14 protein-coding genes and 1 pseudogene are annotated in these 16,699 nt (G+C 60.8%); 12 read left to right on the top strand and 3 right to left on the bottom strand.

Annotation, left to right across the window (positions count from 1 at the left end):
* Positions 1-3: 3 nt before the first annotated feature.
* Positions 4-606 carry a DUF924 family protein gene (locus SOP95_RS05500; RefSeq protein WP_274075168.1) on the top strand — a complete coding sequence of 201 codons (603 nt, stop codon included), beginning with the start codon at positions 4-6 and terminating at the stop codon, positions 604-606.
* 7 nt (positions 607-613) lie between these two features.
* Here SOP95_RS05500 and SOP95_RS05495 read toward each other — a convergent pair.
* Both SOP95_RS05495 and SOP95_RS05490 read right to left on the bottom strand, forming a co-directional pair.
* A pseudogene (locus tag SOP95_RS05495) lies at positions 614-790 on the bottom strand (type II toxin-antitoxin system RelE/ParE family toxin); the annotation flags it as partial.
* Between the two features lie 100 nt (positions 791-890).
* Positions 891-2,783, bottom strand: a complete 1,893-nt coding sequence (locus SOP95_RS05490; protein WP_323606503.1) for a methyl-accepting chemotaxis protein — start codon at positions 2,781-2,783, stop codon at positions 891-893.
* Between the two features lie 279 nt (positions 2,784-3,062).
* Between SOP95_RS05490 and SOP95_RS05485 the strand changes: the two genes are divergently transcribed.
* Both SOP95_RS05485 and SOP95_RS05480 read left to right on the top strand, forming a co-directional pair.
* Entirely contained in the window at positions 3,063-3,317 is a 255-nt protein-coding gene (locus SOP95_RS05485) for a lipoprotein (RefSeq protein WP_046815262.1), read from the top strand.
* 31 nt (positions 3,318-3,348) lie between these two features.
* Positions 3,349-3,918, top strand: a complete 570-nt coding sequence (locus SOP95_RS05480) for a lipocalin family protein (protein WP_274075170.1) — start codon at positions 3,349-3,351, stop codon at positions 3,916-3,918.
* A gap of 81 nt (positions 3,919-3,999) precedes the next feature.
* On the opposite strand, the gene SOP95_RS05475 is transcribed toward SOP95_RS05480, so the two are convergent.
* Complete coding sequence (locus tag SOP95_RS05475) at positions 4,000-5,364, bottom strand: formimidoylglutamate deiminase (protein ID WP_274075171.1); 1,365 nt, start codon at positions 5,362-5,364, stop codon at positions 4,000-4,002.
* Positions 5,365-5,510: 146 nt separating this feature from the next.
* Here SOP95_RS05475 and hutC point away from each other — a divergent pair, with 146 nt between their 5' ends.
* The 9 genes from hutC to hutH (SOP95_RS05430) all read left to right on the top strand — a co-directional run bounded on the left by hutC (position 5,511) and on the right by hutH (SOP95_RS05430) (position 16,660).
* On the top strand, positions 5,511-6,221 hold the full coding sequence (hutC, locus tag SOP95_RS05470) for a histidine utilization repressor (RefSeq protein WP_170948611.1): 711 nt from the start codon (positions 5,511-5,513) through the stop codon (positions 6,219-6,221).
* Positions 6,218-6,787, top strand: a complete 570-nt coding sequence (locus SOP95_RS05465; protein ID WP_323606502.1) for a HutD/Ves family protein — start codon at positions 6,218-6,220, stop codon at positions 6,785-6,787. Before hutC ends, SOP95_RS05465 begins: the two co-directional genes overlap by 4 nt.
* A 495-nt stretch (positions 6,788-7,282) precedes the next feature.
* On the top strand, positions 7,283-8,950 hold the full coding sequence (gene hutU, locus SOP95_RS05460; RefSeq protein ID WP_323606501.1) for a urocanate hydratase: 1,668 nt from the start codon (positions 7,283-7,285) through the stop codon (positions 8,948-8,950).
* A gap of 147 nt (positions 8,951-9,097) precedes the next feature.
* Positions 9,098-10,567: a purine-cytosine permease family protein gene (locus tag SOP95_RS05455; RefSeq protein ID WP_274076130.1), complete on the top strand. Its 1,470-nt coding sequence runs from the start codon at positions 9,098-9,100 to the stop codon at positions 10,565-10,567.
* Between the two features lie 69 nt (positions 10,568-10,636).
* On the top strand, positions 10,637-11,605 hold the full coding sequence (locus SOP95_RS05450) for an ABC transporter substrate-binding protein (RefSeq protein WP_274076129.1): 969 nt from the start codon (positions 10,637-10,639) through the stop codon (positions 11,603-11,605).
* A 70-nt stretch (positions 11,606-11,675) separates the two neighbouring features.
* Complete coding sequence (locus tag SOP95_RS05445; RefSeq protein WP_007989253.1) at positions 11,676-12,527, top strand: ABC transporter permease; 852 nt, start codon at positions 11,676-11,678, stop codon at positions 12,525-12,527.
* A complete protein-coding gene (locus tag SOP95_RS05440; RefSeq protein WP_052760638.1) occupies positions 12,524-13,354 on the top strand; it encodes a quaternary amine ABC transporter ATP-binding protein in 831 nt (276 codons plus the stop codon). The genes SOP95_RS05445 and SOP95_RS05440 overlap by 4 nt, the downstream gene beginning before the upstream one ends.
* Positions 13,355-13,486: 132 nt before the next feature.
* Positions 13,487-15,010 carry a histidine ammonia-lyase gene (gene hutH / locus SOP95_RS05435; RefSeq protein ID WP_323606500.1) on the top strand — a complete coding sequence of 508 codons (1,524 nt, stop codon included), beginning with the start codon at positions 13,487-13,489 and terminating at the stop codon, positions 15,008-15,010.
* 111 nt (positions 15,011-15,121) lie between these two features.
* Positions 15,122-16,660, top strand: a complete 1,539-nt coding sequence (gene hutH, locus SOP95_RS05430) for a histidine ammonia-lyase (RefSeq protein ID WP_323606499.1) — start codon at positions 15,122-15,124, stop codon at positions 16,658-16,660.
* Positions 16,661-16,699 lie beyond the last annotated feature (39 nt).

Raw genomic sequence — 16,699 nt, 5'->3', positions numbered from 1 at the left:
ACCATGGACGCGCCCTGGCAGCCGTTGCTCGATTGGTGGTTCGGTACAGCCGAAACAGCCAGGGCAATCGCGGCTGACAAGGGCAAGTTGTGGTTCGGCAAGCGTGACAGCCAGGACCTCGAGGCGCGTGAGCGTTTCGGGGCCCAGGTCGAGCAGGCACTGACCGGCGGATTGACCGAGTGGATGCAACGTCCCGAAGGTTGGCTGGCACTGGTGCTGTTGCTCGATCAACTCCCGCGCATGATCTTTCGCGACTCCCCCAAAGCCTTTTCCGGTGACCTGCGGGCCCAGAAACTGGTCGCCCAAGGCATTGCCGCGGATTTTGATCGGCAGTTAACACCCATTCAGCGAGTGTTCATCTACCTGGTGTTCGAACACAGCGAGAACCTCGCGGTGCAGAACGAAGGCGTCTCGCGCTACATCGACCTGGTGGCGCAGCAGCCTGAGACTGATCGGGCCTTGTTTGCCGATTACCTGGATTTTGCCGAGCGGCATCAGAAGGTGATTGCGCAGTTTGGACGGTTTCCCCATCGCAATGCGGTGTTGGGGCGCGAGAGTACGGCTGAGGAATTGGTGTTTCTTTCGAAACCCGGGTCGCGCTTCTAAACGCTGCCTACGGATTGTCTTGAAGCAGCCGCTTCATCAGTAATGCTGACAGACTTTTTCGCGTATCGGCAATGATATGGACGAAGACTGTCTGTTCGCGAACCTCATAAATGGCTCTGTTCATTCCTGAGAGGATCTGTCGATACTGGCTGAGATTCAGCTTCTCGATTTCTTCCGGTATCGACTGTTGCCTTCGCTGGCAAGCCAGCTCCTACAGGGATCTTTGTTGCACCGCCGATCACTGTAGGAGCTGGCTTGCCAGCGAAGGGGCCGGTGATAGTGACTTAGATCCTGAAACTACCCACCAACTGTTTAAGCCGCGCCGCCTGCTGCTCAAGATCGGCACACGCGCGCAAGGTCGACTGCAGGTTCTCCACGCCTTCCTGGTTCAGCGTATTGATCTCGGTAATGTCGACGTTGATCGACTCCACCACGGCCGTCTGCTCTTCCGTCGCCGTCGCCACGGATTGGTTCATGCCATCGATCTCGCCGATGCGCTGGGTCACGCTGCCCAGGCGCTCGCCAGCCTGGTTGGCGATGCCGACGCTGTTTTCGCTCTGGCGCTGGCTGTCGGTCATGATGATGACCGCTTCCCGGGCGCCGACTTGCAGTTCCTCGATCATCTTCTGCACTTGCTGTGCCGAGTCCTGGGTGCGGTGGGCGAGGTTGCGCACTTCGTCGGCAACCACCGCAAATCCACGTCCGGCCTCACCGGCACGAGCGGCTTCGATCGCCGCATTGAGCGCCAGCAGGTTGGTCTGCTGGGAGATGCTGGTGATTACTTCCAGAATCTGCCCGATGTTGACGGTGTTGCTGTTGAGCGTCTCGATGTTGCCGCACGAGTCGCTGATCTTGGCCGACAGCTGGTGCATGGCCGAAATGGTTTTATCCACAACCTGCTGACCCTCTTCGGCCAACGCGCGCGCATCGCTCGAATGCTGCGAGGCGAGGGCGGCGTTCTGGGCGATTTCCTGGGCGGCGGCACCGAGCTCGTTGATCGCCGCAGCCACACTACTGGTGCGCGAGGCTTGCTGGTCGGAGTTGAACATCGACGAGTTGGAGGCGGCGACAACGCGCAGGGCCACTTCGTTGACCTGGCCCGTGGCCGAAGACACTTCGCTGATCGAGGTGTGGATGCGTTCGACGAAACGGTTGAACGACAGCCCCAGTGCGCCGAATTCGTCATGGCCATGGATGGCCAGGCGTTTGGTCAGGTCGCCTTCGCCTTCGGCGATGTCGTGCATGGCACGGCCCATGGTCAGCAGCGGCTGCATCAGGAAGCTGATCAGCATGCCCAGCAAGGTGATGATGATCAGCACTGCAATCACCATGGCGATGATCGCCGAGGTGCGGAATTCGCTCAGCATCGAGAACGCGGTGTCCTGATCCAGCACCAGCGCTACGTACCAATCCGCCGATGGCACACCGTTGACGTGGGTGAAGGAGATGAACTGGCTTTTGCCGTCGATCTCGACTTCTTTCATGCCCGGGCTGACTTTCGGCGCACCGTTGGGGTAAGCATCGCTCAGGTTCTTGAGCACCCATTTGCTGTCCGGGTGAATCAGGATCTTGCCGTCGGCGCCCACGATGAAGGCATGGCCGTGGCCGCCGAAGTTCAGCGAGTTGATGATTGCACTGACGCTGGACAGGTCGATGTCGGCGCCAGCAACGCCGATCATCTGGCCCTGGCGCTGGACCGGCGTTGCCACCGTGATCACCAGTTTGCCAGAGGAGGCGGCGATGTAGGGTTCAGTGACGATGGTCTGTTGCGCGGTGTTGGCCGCTTTGTACCAGCCGCGGGTGCGCGGGTCGTAGTCTGACGCGCGATTGCCCGCAGGGACGGAGAACATCACGCCATCGGTGCCACCGAAGTAACTCAGCTGGAAGTTGCCGGTGTAGGCGGGCAGGTCGATGACCCGTTTCAGGCTGGCGGGGGCATTGCCGTCGGCGCTGACCTGCTGGGCCATTGATTGCAGCAACTGCATGCGGCTTTCCAGCCAGGTCTGGATGTTGCTGGTGGTCAGGCTGCCCAGTTCCTGCATCGAAGCTTCGGTGCTGCTACGCAAGGTCTGGCGCTGGCGATAGTCGTTGAACAGGATGAAACAAGCGAATGCGACGGCCACCACGAGGGCGGCAGCCAACAGGATCTTGTGGCTGAATTTCATGTTTCTGGTCATGGGATGGGCTACCGCAGGAGATCGGGTCGACAAAAGGGGGGCAAAGGCCACGGACGTGGCTTTGCGTTGCTTGTATGTCGACTGAGCGGCGCCAAAGATTAGGCACTTTGAGCAAAAAACGACGAAATACCCGACAGCCATACGAAGCGGTTGATAATTCGCGCAAAGGTAGACGAGTGGCCTGACAAATAGCCCGTCGGGCAGGGAACCAGATAGGGGTTTTCTCTTCTAAGGTTCAGCTTGGCAGTCATGCCAATCCCTTCGTCCGTGGAGTTTTACATGTCGCTGCGATCCATCGCCCTGCTGTCGTTTTGCGTGTTGCTGGCTGCGTGCAGCAAGGTCAACCAGGAAAACTACTCGAAGCTGTCGTCAGGAATGGCCAAGGCCGAGGTTGAGTCCCTGTTGGGCAAACCCGCCGATTGCTCAGGCGCGCTCGGCATGTCCAGTTGCACATGGGGCGACAAGAATAGCTTTATCAGCGTGCAGTTCGCCGGTGACAAAGTGTTGATGTTTTCCGGCCAAGGCCTGAAGTAAACCGGGGCCACGCGCCCACGGGAGAAAAACAATGAAGCGGTTATTGATCATGCTTTTTGCCGGCCTGGTGTTGGCCGGCTGTGCCAGTTCTGGCCAGGATCCGTTGGCGCCCAAGACCGTCAACAGTGTCAATCTCAAGCGCTACCAGGGTACTTGGTACGAGCTGGCGCGAATGCCGATGTACTTCCAGCGCGATTGCGCGCAATCCGAAGCCCATTACACGCTCAAGCCTGACGGTAACGTCGCGGTGTTGAATCGCTGCCTGACGGCGCAGTGGCAATGGGAAGAGGTCAAGGGCACGGCGTACCCGCAGGTACCAGGCAAGAGCGACAAGTTGTGGGTCGAGTTCGATACCTGGTTTTCCAGGCTGATTCCGGGCGTGGCGAAGGGTCAATACTGGGTGTTGTACGTCAGCGATGACTACAAGACCGCCATCGTCGGCGACCCGAGCCGTCGTTACCTGTGGCTGTTGTCGCGCACCCCGACCGTCAACGGCGTAGTGCGTGAAGAATTGCTGAGCAAGGCGCGTCAGCAGGGTTATGACACCACGCGGCTGATCTGGCGGGCGTCGGATACGCAGATGGCGAAGACCTCGAACTAAAAAGATCGCAGCCTGCGGCAGCTCCTACAGGGTAAACATCAAGCCCATGTAGGAGCTGCCGCAGGCTGCGATCTTTTGCTTTTAGCCGAGCAAATCGCGCAGGACCTGGGTGAAGGCGCGATTGCTTTCCTCTTCCCCGGCATGCCGCCCGTCACGCACGACCCACTGGCCATTGACCAGCACATCGCGCACCTGGCGATCGCCACCGGCAAACAACCAACGATTGAGAATCCCGTCGCCACTGGCGGTCGCCAGGTACGGATCGTTGCCGTCCAGCACCAGCCAATCGGCACGCTTGCCGACTTCCAGTGCGCCGATCGGTTGCCCGAGTGCCTGGGCGCCGCCGTCCAGCGCCGCATCAAACAGCGTGCGGCCGACCATCGGCTGGTCCGCGCCATACAGGCGGTTGCGCCGTTGATCACGCAGGCGCTGACCGTATTCCAGCCAGCGCAACTCTTCCACCACGCTCAATGACACATGGCTGTCGGAACCGATGCCCATGCGCCCGCCCTGGGCGAGAAAATCCACTGCCGGGAAAATCCCGTCGCCGAGGTTGGCTTCGGTGGTCAGGCACAGGCCGGCGATGGCGCGACTCTTGGCCATCGACGTGACCTCTTCCGGGTTGGCGTGGGTGGCGTGCACCAGGCACCAGCGCTGGTCGACTTCGACGTTTTCGTACAGCCATTGCAGTGGACGACGGCCGCTCCAGCTCAGGCAGTCGTCGACTTCTTTCTGCTGCTCGGCAATGTGGATGTGCACCGGGCATTGCTTGTCGCTGGCCGCCAGCACTTCGCTGATCTGTTGTGGCGTGACCGCGCGCAATGAGTGGAAACACAAACCCAGGGACTGAGCCGGTTGCTGCGCCAGCAACGGTTGCAGGCGCGATTGCAGTTTGAGGTAGTTTTCAGTGCTGTTGATAAAACGGCGCTGGCCGTCATTTGGCGTTTGACCGCCGAAACCGGCGTGGCTGTAGAGCACGGGAAGCAGGGTCAAACCGATACCCGCAGAACTGGCCGCCTGGCTGATCCGCAGGGCCAGTTCGGCTGGATCTGCGTAAGGCTGGCCATCGATGTCGTGATGCACATAGTGAAATTCCGCCACCGAGGTGTAACCGGCCTTGAGCATTTCGATGTACAGCTGGCGGGCAATGACGCCCAATTGCTCCGGGCTGATTTTTCCGACGAGGCGATACATCAAGTCGCGCCAGGTCCAGAAGCTGTCGTTCGGATTGCCTGCCACTTCCGCCAGCCCGGCCATGGCCCGCTGGAACGCGTGGGAGTGCAGATTCGGCATGCCCGGCAGCAGCGGACCGCTCAACCGTTCGGCGTCATCTGCATGAGAATCGGCCTGGATATGGGTCAAGACGCCGTCGGCGCTGACCTCAAGACGTACATTGTTGGCCCATCCGTTAGGCAGCAGCGCGCGTTCGGCAAAGAAGGCGGACATGGTTCAGCACCCCATCGTGTGTTATTTGTATATACATATACAGACGTTTGCCTGCCCGGTAAACTCCGGCAAGCTAGCGACATCAACCAAACGACCAAGGATTAACCGTGCCGACTCCGCCTCCAGTCTCTCCGTTGGCCGCGAACATGGGCGACAGTCCGGCGCCCCTGTACGCTCGCGTCAAACAGATGATCACCCAGCAAATCGACAGCGGTAACTGGCCGCCGCACTACCGCGTTCCGTCGGAAAGCGAGCTGGTCAGCCAGCTGGGTTTCAGCCGCATGACCATCAACCGCGCCTTGCGCGAAATGACCGCCGACGGTCTGTTGGTGCGCATGCAGGGTGTCGGCACCTTCGTTGCCGAGCCGAAGAGCCAGTCCGCCCTGTTCGAAGTGCACAACATCGCCGACGAAATCGCCTCCCGTGGCCATCGCCACACCTGCAAGGTGATCACCCTTGAAGAGGAAGCTGCGGGCTCCGAACGCGCCCTGGCGCTGGACATGCGCGAAGGCCAGAAGGTTTTCCACTCGCTGATCGTGCATTTCGAAAACGACATTCCGGTGCAAATCGAAGACCGTTTCGTCAACGCGCTGGTGGCGCCTGAGTACCTCAAGCAGGATTTCACCCTGCAAACGCCCTACGCCTACCTGAACCAGGTCGCGCCGCTGACCGAAGGCGAGCACGTGGTCGAGGCGATCCTGGCCGAGCCGTCCGAATGCAAGTTGCTGCAGATTGAAAAAGGCGAGCCGTGCCTGCTGATCCGTCGCCGCACCTGGTCTGGTCGTCAGCCGGTGACCGCCGCTCGCTTGATCCACCCTGGTTCCCGTCATCGTCTGGAAGGTCGGTTCCACAAATGAATGATCTGAAAGTTTTACGCGCCAAAGATTACCCGCGCATGCCGTGGAAGAACGGCGGCGGCAGCACCGAAGAAATTACCCGCGATGCCGGTACCGGCCTGGATGGGTTCGGCTGGCGCTTGTCGATTGCCGATATCGGCGAGTCGGGCGGGTTTTCCACCTTTGCCGGTTACGAGCGGGTGATCACCGTTTTGCAGGGTGACGGCATGACCCTGACGGTGGATGGCCAGGGCGCTCGGCCACTGTTACCGCTGGACCCGTTTGCCTTCAGTGGTGAAAGCAAGGTGTCCTGCACATTGCTGGGTGGGCCGATTCGCGATTTCAACCTCATTTATGCGCCGCAACGTTACGCGGCGCGGTTGCAGTGGTTGAGCGGTGAGCAGCGGTTTTTCAGCGAGGCTGGGACTGTGCTGGTGTTCAGTGTCAGTGATGCGCTGGAAGTGAAGACCGGTAACACCGTCTCGCAGCTTGGTCGGCATGATTGTCTGCAGCTCGACGGTAACGCCGGGCTGCTGGAAGTATCCAGCAATAGCGCCTGCTGCGTGATCGAACTGACAACGCGCTGATCCCCTTGCAGGAGCGAGCTTGCTCGCGAAAAAACCAAGGACGCCGCGGAGCATCTGGTTTTACGCGTTATCGTTCAAGACCATCGCGAGCAAGCTCGCTCCTACAGGGGGGAGAGCTTGCTCGCGATGTCGTTTCCCCTCTCGGATTACGTTTCCCACAGCGCACCACTTTGTTACCGAACGCCCCAGCGTGGCGCAAAACCTCGCCTAAGTAACAAAATCCCCTCGCCACAAAAATCCCCCCAGAAAAATTTCATCCACGCCAGAACCCTTATTCCAGGCGCTCTCCAGCCCTTTCAGAATTTTTCTTGAATGCTCATCCAACAAGTTGGCCGCTTGATTGCATATGCTTGTATGTACAAGTAAAGACGTATGCGTATGAGTCACGAGGACTCAACCATCGTCCACTGATTTGCCGGTGTGCACTGATGCCCATTGGCTTGCTCGCCCACTGCCTGGGTTGGTTTTTGGATTGATTGCTGAGGAGTTCTTTTCGTGACTAAATTTCGTGACGTTGAAATCCGCGCTGCCCGCGGTAACAAGCTGACCGCCAAGAGCTGGCTGACCGAAGCGCCGCTGCGCATGCTGATGAACAACCTCGACCCTGAAGTCGCCGAGAACCCTAAAGAACTGGTGGTTTACGGTGGTATCGGTCGTGCGGCCCGTAATTGGGAGTGCTACGACAAGATCGTCGAAAGCCTGACCCACCTGAACGACGACGAGACCCTGCTGGTGCAATCCGGCAAGCCGGTCGGCGTGTTCAAGACCCACGCCAACGCCCCGCGTGTACTGATCGCCAACTCCAACCTGGTACCGCACTGGGCGAGCTGGGAGCACTTCAACGAACTCGACGCCAAGGGCCTGGCCATGTACGGCCAGATGACCGCCGGCAGCTGGATCTACATCGGCAGCCAGGGCATCGTCCAGGGCACCTACGAAACCTTCGTCGAAGCCGGTCGCCAGCACTACAACGATGACCTCAAAGGCAAGTGGGTACTGACCGCAGGCCTGGGTGGCATGGGCGGCGCGCAGCCTCTGGCAGCAACCCTGGCCGGTGCCTGCTCGCTGAACATCGAATGCCAGCAGGTCAGCATCGATTTCCGCCTGAAAAGCCGCTATGTCGACGAGCAAGCCAAAGATCTCGACGACGCGCTGGCCCGCATCGCCAAGTACACCGCTGAAGGCAAGGCGATCTCCATCGCCCTGCTGGGCAACGCGGCAGAAATCCTGCCGGAACTGGTCAAGCGCGGTGTGCGCCCGGACATGGTCACCGACCAGACCAGCGCCCACGACCCGCTCAACGGCTACCTGCCAGCCGGCTGGACCTGGGAGCAGTACCGCGCTCGCGCCCTGACCGAACCTGCTGCCGTGATCAAGGCCGCCAAGCAATCGATGGCCGTGCACGTCAAAGCGATGTTGGACTTCCAGAAAATGGGCGTACCGACCTTCGACTACGGCAACAACATCCGCCAGATGGCGCAAGAAGAAGGCGTGGAAAACGCATTCGACTTCCCGGGCTTCGTACCAGCCTACATCCGCCCACTGTTCTGCCGTGGCATCGGTCCGTTCCGCTGGGCGGCGCTGTCGGGTAACGCCGAAGACATCTACAAGACCGACGCCAAGGTCAAGGAACTGATCCCGGACGACGCCCACCTGCACAACTGGCTGGACATGGCCCGCGAGCGCATCAGCTTCCAGGGGCTGCCGGCACGTATCTGCTGGGTTGGCCTGGGCCTGCGCGCCAAGCTCGGCCTGGCGTTCAACGAAATGGTGCGCAGCGGCGAGCTGTCCGCGCCAATCGTGATCGGTCGCGACCATTTGGACTCAGGTTCCGTAGCGAGCCCGAACCGCGAAACCGAATCGATGCAGGACGGTTCCGACGCCGTCTCCGACTGGCCACTGCTCAACGCCCTGCTCAACACCGCCAGCGGCGCGACCTGGGTGTCCCTGCACCACGGCGGCGGCGTCGGCATGGGCTTCTCCCAGCACTCGGGCATGGTGATTGTCTGCGACGGTACCGATGAAGCGGCCGAGCGTATCGCTCGCGTGTTGCACAACGACCCGGCGACCGGCGTGATGCGACATGCGGATGCCGGTTACCAGATCGCGATCGACTGCGCCAGGGAGCAGGGGCTGAACCTGCCGATGATTACCGGTAAATAAAAAACCGGCCTTGGCCGACGCAAACCTGTAGGAGCTGGCTTGCCAGCGAATGACGCACCCAGGTGTGTCAGGAAAGATGCCTTCGCGAGCAAGCTCGCTCCTACAGGGGATCACCAACCCAGAATAACAATCCACAGAGGTTGAATCATGGCTGTCAGCAGCGAACGTGCAGGCAACAAACCGTTGATCGAGAAGCGCTCGATCGACTACATCCCGGAGGCGGAAAGACACGGTCGTCTGTTTAGCCAGTTCACCCTGTGGATGGGTGCCAACCTGCAAATCACCGCGATTGTCACCGGGGCCCTGGCCGTGGTGCTCGGCGGTGATGTGTTCTGGTCGTTGATCGGTCTGTTGATCGGCCAACTGATCGGTGGCGGCGTCATGGCGCTGCATGCGGCGCAAGGGCCCAAGCTGGGCCTGCCGCAGATGATCTCCAGCCGTGTGCAGTTCGGCGTGTATGGCGCGGCGATCCCGATCGTGCTGGTGTGCCTGATGTACCTGGGCTTCACCGCAACGGGGACCGTGCTTTCCGGCCAGGCGCTGGGCCAGTTGTTTGGCGTCAGCGACACCGTCGGTATCCTTCTTTTCGCCAGTGTCATCGTGCTGGTCACGGTGCTCGGTTACCGAGTGATCCATTGGATCGGCCGTGTTGCCAGTGTCATTGGCGTGATTGCCTTTGTGTATCTGTTCAGCCGTCTGATCAGCCAGGTTGATGTTGGCGCGCTGTTGCAGATCCGCCACTTCAGCTGGAGCAGTTTCCTGCTCGCGGTGTCGCTCGCGGCATCCTGGCAGATCGCCTTCGGCCCTTATGTGGCTGACTACTCTCGCTACCTGCCGAGCAAGGTTTCCTCGGTGAAAACCTTTTTCGCCGCAGGCGCAGGTTCGGTGATTGGTGCACAGGTGGCGATGGTCCTCGGCGTGTTTGCCGCCGCATCGGCCAACGGCCAATTCGCCGGCCACGAAGTGGCCTACATCGTTGGCCTGGGTGGTACCGGTGCCACCGCTGCGCTGCTGTACTTCAGCATCGCGTTCGGCAAGGTCACCATTTCCACGCTGAACTCCTACGGCAGCTTCATGTGCATTGCGACCATCATCAGCGGCTTCCAAGGTGACCTGAAAGTATCGCGCTTGCAGCGCCTACTCTTCGTGCTGGTCATCGTCGGTGCTGCGACCCTGATGGCGTTGCTTGGCCAGCACTCGTTCCTCGGTGCGTTCAAGTCCTTCATCCTGTTCCTGCTGGCGTTCTTTACGCCATGGAGCGCGATCAACCTGGTGGACTACTACTGCATCACCCGCGAGCGCTATGACGTGCCGGCGCTGTCCGATCCGAACGGTCGCTATGGCCGTTGGAACGCCCTCGGTATCAGCGTCTATGTTTTCGGTGTGCTGGTGCAGCTGCCGTTCATCTCCACCAAGTTCTACACCGGTCCGCTGGTGGCGGCCCTGGGCGATGTGGATATTTCCTGGATCATCGGCCTGGTGGTTCCCGCAGCCCTGTATTACCTGTGTGCGAAAAAATGGCACGGCTCAGTGCCCGATCATTTGATCCTGCCGGTCGAGCAGGACGTGGTCACAGAACAAAAGCAGACTGTCGGTCGCGCTGCGGCGCAGGCCTGATTGGACGTGGACAGGGCTGGATGCCTCTTGACTGCCGTAAGCCAATTCATGATTAGGAGCGTCACTACAATGAAATCGAACAAGACCCTGCTGACCACATTGCTATCCATGGGCCTGCTGGCCAGCGCCGGCGCCTCTCAGGCAGCGGGCTGGTGCGAGTCTGGCAAACCGGTGAAATTCGCCGGCCTGAACTGGGAAAGCGCCATGTTGCTGACCGACGTGATGCAACTGGTTCTGGAAAAAGGCTACGACTGCAAGACCGACAGCCTGCCAGGCAACTCCATCACCATGGAAAACGCCCTGGGCAGCAACGACATCCAGGTGTTTGCCGAAGAGTGGGTGGGCCGCAGCGAGGTCTGGAACAAGGCCGAGAAGGCCGGCAAGGTCGTCGGTGTCGGTGCTCCGGTCGTCGGCGCGGTCGAAGGCTGGTACGTGCCGCGCTATGTGATCGAAGGCGATGCCAAGCGTAAGCTGGAAGCCAAGACCCCGGACCTGAAGAATATTGCCGACCTGGGCAAATATGCGGCGGTGTTCAAGGACGCCGAAGAACCCTCCAAAGGGCGTTTCTACAACTGCCCGGCCGGCTGGACCTGTGAGCTGGACAACAGCGAAATGCTGAAAAGCTACGGCCTGGAAAGCACCTACACCAACTTCCGCCCAGGCACCGGCCCGGCACTCGATGCCGCCGTGCTGTCGAGCTACAAGCGTGGCGAGCCGATCCTGTTCTACTACTGGTCGCCGACGCCGCTGATGGGCCAGGTCGACGTGGTGAAGCTGGAAGAGAAACCAGGCGTGAACAAGACCGTGACCATCAAGGTCGGCCTGTCCAAGACCTTCCACGACGAAGCGCCGGAACTGGTGGCCGTGCTGGAAAAGGTCAACGTGCCAATCGACCTGCTGAACCAGAACCTGGCCCGCATGACCAAAGAGCGGATCGAGTCGCCAAAACTGGCCAAGATCTTCTTGAAGGAACATCCTGAAGTCTGGCACGCATGGGTGAGCGAAGACGCAGCCAAGAAAATCGACGCGGCCTTGTAGGTTGGGCTTCTCCGGCTGCCGACGACGGCAGTCGGATGCTTGATCGCAACCCCTTGATTGAGAGTCTCTTATGTTTCCCGAAAGCTTTACCTTTTCCATCGCCGACTGGGTCAACGGTTGGGTCGATTCGCTGGTCACCAACTACGGCGACGTGTTCCGGCACATCTCCGACACCCTGTTGTGGGCCATCGTCAATCTCGAAAGCCTGCTGCGCGCAGCGCCCTGGTGGCTGATGCTGGCCATCGTGGCGGGCGTGGCCTGGCACGCGACCCGCAAGGTCGTGACCACCGCCGTGATCGTCGGCCTGCTGTTCCTGGTGGGCGCGGTCGGCCTCTGGGACAAGCTGATGCAGACCCTGGCGCTGATGATGGTGGCCACGGTCATCTCGGTGCTGATCGGCGTGCCGCTGGGCATTCTCTCGGCCCGCAGCAATCGCCTGCGTTCGGTGCTGATGCCGTTGCTGGACATCATGCAGACCATGCCGAGCTTCGTGTACCTGATCCCGGTACTGATGCTGTTCGGCCTGGGCAAGGTCCCGGCGATCTTCGCCACCGTGATCTACGCGGCGCCACCGCTGATCCGCCTGACCGACCTGGGGATTCGCCAGGTTGACGGCGAGGTGATGGAAGCGATCAACGCCTTCGGTGCCAACCGTTGGCAGCAACTGTTCGGCGTGCAATTGCCGCTGGCCCTGCCGAGCATCATGGCCGGGATCAACCAGACCACCATGATGGCCCTGTCGATGGTGGTGATCGCCTCGATGATCGGTGCCCGTGGCCTGGGCGAAGACGTGCTGGTGGGGATTCAGACCCTCAACGTCGGACGCGGCCTCGAAGCCGGTCTGGCGATCGTGATTCTGGCCGTCGTGATCGACCGCATTACACAGGCGTACGGTCGTGCACGGCATGAGGTGAGCAAATGAACAACGCAACCGTGAGCAAGATCGAAGTCAAGAACGTCTTCAAGATTTTCGGCAACCGTTCCAAGGAAGCGCTGGCCATGGTCGGCCAGGGCAAGACCAAGGATCAGGTGCTGGCTGAAACCGGCTGCGTGGTCGGCGTGAACGATTTGTCCCTGAGCATCGGCAGCGGCGAGATCTTCGTGATCATGGGCCTGTCGGGTTCCGGCAAATCCACCCTGGTGCGCCACTTCAACCGCCTGATCGACCCGACCAGCGGCGCGATCCTGGTGGACGGCGTGGACATCCTGCAATACGACATGGAAGCCTTGCGCGAATTTCGTCGTCGCAAGATCAGCATGGTGTTCCAGAGCTTCGGCCTGTTGCCGCACAAGAGCGTGCTGGACAACGTCGCCTACGGCTTGAAGATCCGCGGCGAGAGCAAGCAGATGTGCGCCGAGCGCGCGCTGCACTGGATCAACACCGTGGGCCTCAAGGGCTACGAAAACAAATACCCGCACCAGCTTTCCGGCGGCATGCGCCAGCGTGTGGGCCTGGCCCGTGCGTTGGCGGCGGACACCGACATCATCCTGATGGACGAAGCCTTCAGTGCCCTCGACCCGCTGATTCGCGCCGAGATGCAGGACCAGTTGCTGGAACTGCAAAAGACCCTGCACAAGACCATCGTCTTCATCACCCACGACCTCGACGAGGCCGTGCGCATCGGCAACCGCATCGCGATTCTCAAGGATGGCCGCCTGATCCAGGTCGGCACGCCGAAAGAGATCCTGCATTCGCCGGCGGATGAGTATGTCGACCGCTTTGTGCAGCGTCGGGCAGCGGTGGTTTAAAGATTTGCGGTGAATGTGCTGGCCTCTTCGCTGGCAAGCCAGCTCCTACAAGGTGTACGCAATCCCCTGTAGGAGCTGGCTTGCCAGCGAAGGCGGCGGTGAAGCTGCATCAATATTTGGATGAGGTTGAAGATGTCCCAGGCTGAAAAAATCGTTATCACCGAGAAGCAGGTCACCTGGCAGGACGTGGTCGCCGTCGCCCGTCATGGCGCGCAACTCGAGCTGTCGGCGCCGATCTGGGCGCGGATTGAAAACGCCCAGGCCATCGTCCAGCGCATCGTCAGCAGCGGCGAGCGCGCCTACGGCATCAACACCGGGCTGGGCGCACTGTGCAACGTTTCGCTGCAGGACGAGCAGCTCAGCCAGTTGTCGCGCAACACCTTGCTCAGCCACGCCTGTGGCGTCGGCGCGCCGCTGAGCAACGAGCAGACCCGCTCGATCATGTGCGCCGCCGTCGTCAACTACAGCCACGGCAAATCCGGCCTGCACCGTCAGGTAGTCGAGGCGCTGCTGGCGTTGCTCAACCGTGGCATCACCCCGCAAGTGCCCTCCCAGGGCTCCGTGGGCTACCTGACCCACATGGCCCACATCGGTATCGCATTGCTGGGTGTCGGCAATGTCAGCTATCGCGGGCAGATCATTTGCGCGCAGCAGGCCTTGGCCGAAGAAGGGCTGCAACCGGTCAAGCTTGGCGCCAAGGATGGTCTGTGCCTGGTCAACGGTACGCCCTGCATGACCGGCCTGAGCTGCCTGGCTATTGCCGATGCCACGCACCTGCTGGAATGGGCCGACGTGATCGGTGCCATGAGCTTCGAGGCCCAGCGCGGGCAGATCGACGCGTTCGATGCCGAAATCATCGCGCTCAAGCCGCACCCGGGCATGCAGCAGGTCGGCATCAACCTGCGTGCGTTGCTCGACGGCAGCGAAGTGATTGCCCAGAGCAAGGGCATTCGCACACAGGATGCCTTGAGCATTCGATCGATTCCGCAGGTGCACGGTGCTGCTCGCGACCAGTTGCTGCACGCGACCCGGCAGATCGAAACCGAACTCAACAGCGCCACCGACAACCCGCTGGTGCTGGGCACCGCGGACAACTACCGCGTCGTTTCCCAGGCTAACCCGCACGGCCAGTCCGTGGCGCTGGCGGCAGACCTGCTGGCCATCGCCATGGCCGAAATCGGCTCCATCGCCGAGCGTCGTCTCGACCGTTTGATCAACCCGCATGTCAGCGGTCTGCCGGCGTTTCTGGTGGCCAACCCGGGCGTGAACTCCGGGATGATGATCGTGCAATACGTCGCTGCCTCGTTGTGTGCGGAAAACCGCCAACTGGCGCAACCGGCGGTACTCGACAACTACGTCACCTCTGGCCTGCAGGAAGATCACCTGAGCCTGGGCACCAACGCCGCGCTGAAGCTGCATCGTGCCCTGGAAAACTGCACACAGATCCTCGCCATCGAGTACCTGCTGGCAGCCCAGGCGTTCGAGTTCCTGAAAGAACAGCGTTTCGGCGCTGGCACCGATGCGGCGTGGCGTCTGCTGCGTCAGCGCGTCCCGGCTTACGATCAGGACCGTTGGCTGGCGCCGGACATCGCTGCCGCTGCTGGGGTTTTGAAAGAACCGAATTTGCTGCGCAAGGCGTTGCCGAACCTGAACTGATTTCTAAATAAGCCAGCGTGCCAAGGCGCCAGCCCCCCAAAAGGTGGGAAGCGACGGACAACGGACATCTCCGGAGCGTCTGGTTAGTTAATAAAAACTCTCAAAAGGAGAATGAATGTGACTGCGCTTAATTTGATCCCTGGCCAACTGACCCTTGCCCAACTGCGTGATGTCTATCTGCAGCCGGTGAAACTGACCCTCGACAACAGCGCCACGGCCCAGATCGAAGCCAGCGTTGCCTGCGTGGAACAGATTCTCGCCGAGAACCGCACCGCCTACGGCATCAACACCGGTTTCGGCCTGCTGGCCTCGACCCGCATCGCCAGCGAAGACCTGGAAAACCTGCAGCGCTCGCTGGTGCTGTCCCATGCAGCCGGTGTCGGCCAGCCAATCAGCGACGACCTGGTGCGCCTGATCATGGTGCTCAAGGTCAACAGCCTGAGCCGTGGTTTCTCCGGTATCCGCCGGGTAGTGATCGATGCGCTGATCGCCCTGATCAACGCCGAGGTTTATCCGCACATCCCGCTGAAAGGTTCGGTCGGTGCCTCCGGTGACCTGGCGCCTCTGGCCCACATGTCGCTGGTGCTGCTGGGTGAAGGCAAGGCTCGCTACAAGGGCGAGTGGATGGAAGCCACCGAAGCGCTGAAAGTTGCTGGTCTGACCCCGCTGACCCTGGCGGCGAAAGAAGGCCTGGCGCTGCTCAACGGCACTCAGGTTTCCACCGCGTTTGCCCTGCGTGGCCTGTTCGAAGGCGAAGACCTGTTCGCCGGTGCCTTGGCACTGGGTGGCCTGACCGTTGAAGCGGTATTGGGCTCGCGTTCGCCGTTCGACGCACGTATCCATGCTGCCCGTGGCCAGAAAGGCCAGATCGACGCCGCTGCCGCTTACCGCGACCTGCTGGGCGAGCGCAGTGAAGTCTCCGACTCTCATGAAAACTGCGAAAAGGTCCAGGACCCGTACTCCCTGCGCTGCCAGCCGCAAGTCATGGGCGCGTGCCTGACCCAGTTCCGTCAGGCCGCCGAAGTGCTGGCCGTCGAAGCCAACGCCGTTTCCGACAACCCGCTGGTATTTGCCGCTGAAGGCGACGTGATCTCCGGCGGTAACTTCCACGCCGAACCGGTGGCCATGGCTGCTGACAACATGGCCCTGGCCATCGCTGAAATCGGCTCCCTGAGCGAGCGCCGTATCTCGCTGATGATGGACAAGCACATGTCGCAACTGCCGCCGTTCCTGGTGGCTAACGGTGGCGTGAACTCCGGCTTCATGATCGCCCAGGTGACCGCCGCGGCACTGGCCAGCGAAAACAAGGCGCTGTCCCATCCGCATTCGGTGGACAGCCTGCCGACGTCCGCCAACCAGGAAGACCACGTATCGATGGCTCCTGCGGCTGGCAAGCGTCTGTGGGAAATGGCCGAGAACACCCGTGGGATTCTCGCCGTTGAATGGCTGGCGGCAGTGCAGGGCCTGGACTTGCGCAACGGCCTGAAGAGCTCGCCGAAACTGGAAAAGGCCCGGGCGATTCTGCGTAACGAAGTGCCGTTCTATGAGAAGGACCGTTTCTTTGCGCCGGACATCAACGCTGCGAGCGAGTTGCTGGCTTCGCGTTGCTTGAACGAGCTGGTATCGGCGAAGCTTTTGCCTAGCCTGTGATGGACTCATCGCCAGCAGGCTGGCTCCCACCCAACCGTG

Origin of the sequence: Pseudomonas sp. YuFO8 (assembly GCF_035065025.1) — a bacterium.
Lineage (GTDB): Bacteria > Pseudomonadota > Gammaproteobacteria > Pseudomonadales > Pseudomonadaceae > Aquipseudomonas > Aquipseudomonas putida_AE.
Note: the sequence above shows the minus strand (reverse complement) of the source record. Positions and strands in the feature narration are given on the sequence as shown.

Coding starts and splice junctions, on each gene's coding strand:
- SOP95_RS05500 (WP_274075168.1), top strand. CDS start 4: ATGGACGCGCCCTGGCAGCCGTTGCTCGATTGGTGGTTCGGTACAGCC.
- SOP95_RS05490 (WP_323606503.1), bottom strand. CDS start 2,783: ATGACCAGAAACATGAAATTCAGCCACAAGATCCTGTTGGCTGCCGCC.
- SOP95_RS05485 (WP_046815262.1), top strand. CDS start 3,063: ATGTCGCTGCGATCCATCGCCCTGCTGTCGTTTTGCGTGTTGCTGGCT.
- SOP95_RS05480 (WP_274075170.1), top strand. CDS start 3,349: ATGAAGCGGTTATTGATCATGCTTTTTGCCGGCCTGGTGTTGGCCGGC.
- SOP95_RS05475 (WP_274075171.1), bottom strand. CDS start 5,364: ATGTCCGCCTTCTTTGCCGAACGCGCGCTGCTGCCTAACGGATGGGCC.
- hutC (WP_170948611.1), top strand. CDS start 5,511: ATGGGCGACAGTCCGGCGCCCCTGTACGCTCGCGTCAAACAGATGATC.
- SOP95_RS05465 (WP_323606502.1), top strand. CDS start 6,218: ATGAATGATCTGAAAGTTTTACGCGCCAAAGATTACCCGCGCATGCCG.
- SOP95_RS05455 (WP_274076130.1), top strand. CDS start 9,098: ATGGCTGTCAGCAGCGAACGTGCAGGCAACAAACCGTTGATCGAGAAG.
- SOP95_RS05450 (WP_274076129.1), top strand. CDS start 10,637: ATGAAATCGAACAAGACCCTGCTGACCACATTGCTATCCATGGGCCTG.
- SOP95_RS05445 (WP_007989253.1), top strand. CDS start 11,676: ATGTTTCCCGAAAGCTTTACCTTTTCCATCGCCGACTGGGTCAACGGT.
- SOP95_RS05440 (WP_052760638.1), top strand. CDS start 12,524: ATGAACAACGCAACCGTGAGCAAGATCGAAGTCAAGAACGTCTTCAAG.
- hutH (WP_323606500.1), top strand. CDS start 13,487: ATGTCCCAGGCTGAAAAAATCGTTATCACCGAGAAGCAGGTCACCTGG.
- hutH (WP_323606499.1), top strand. CDS start 15,122: ATGAATGTGACTGCGCTTAATTTGATCCCTGGCCAACTGACCCTTGCC.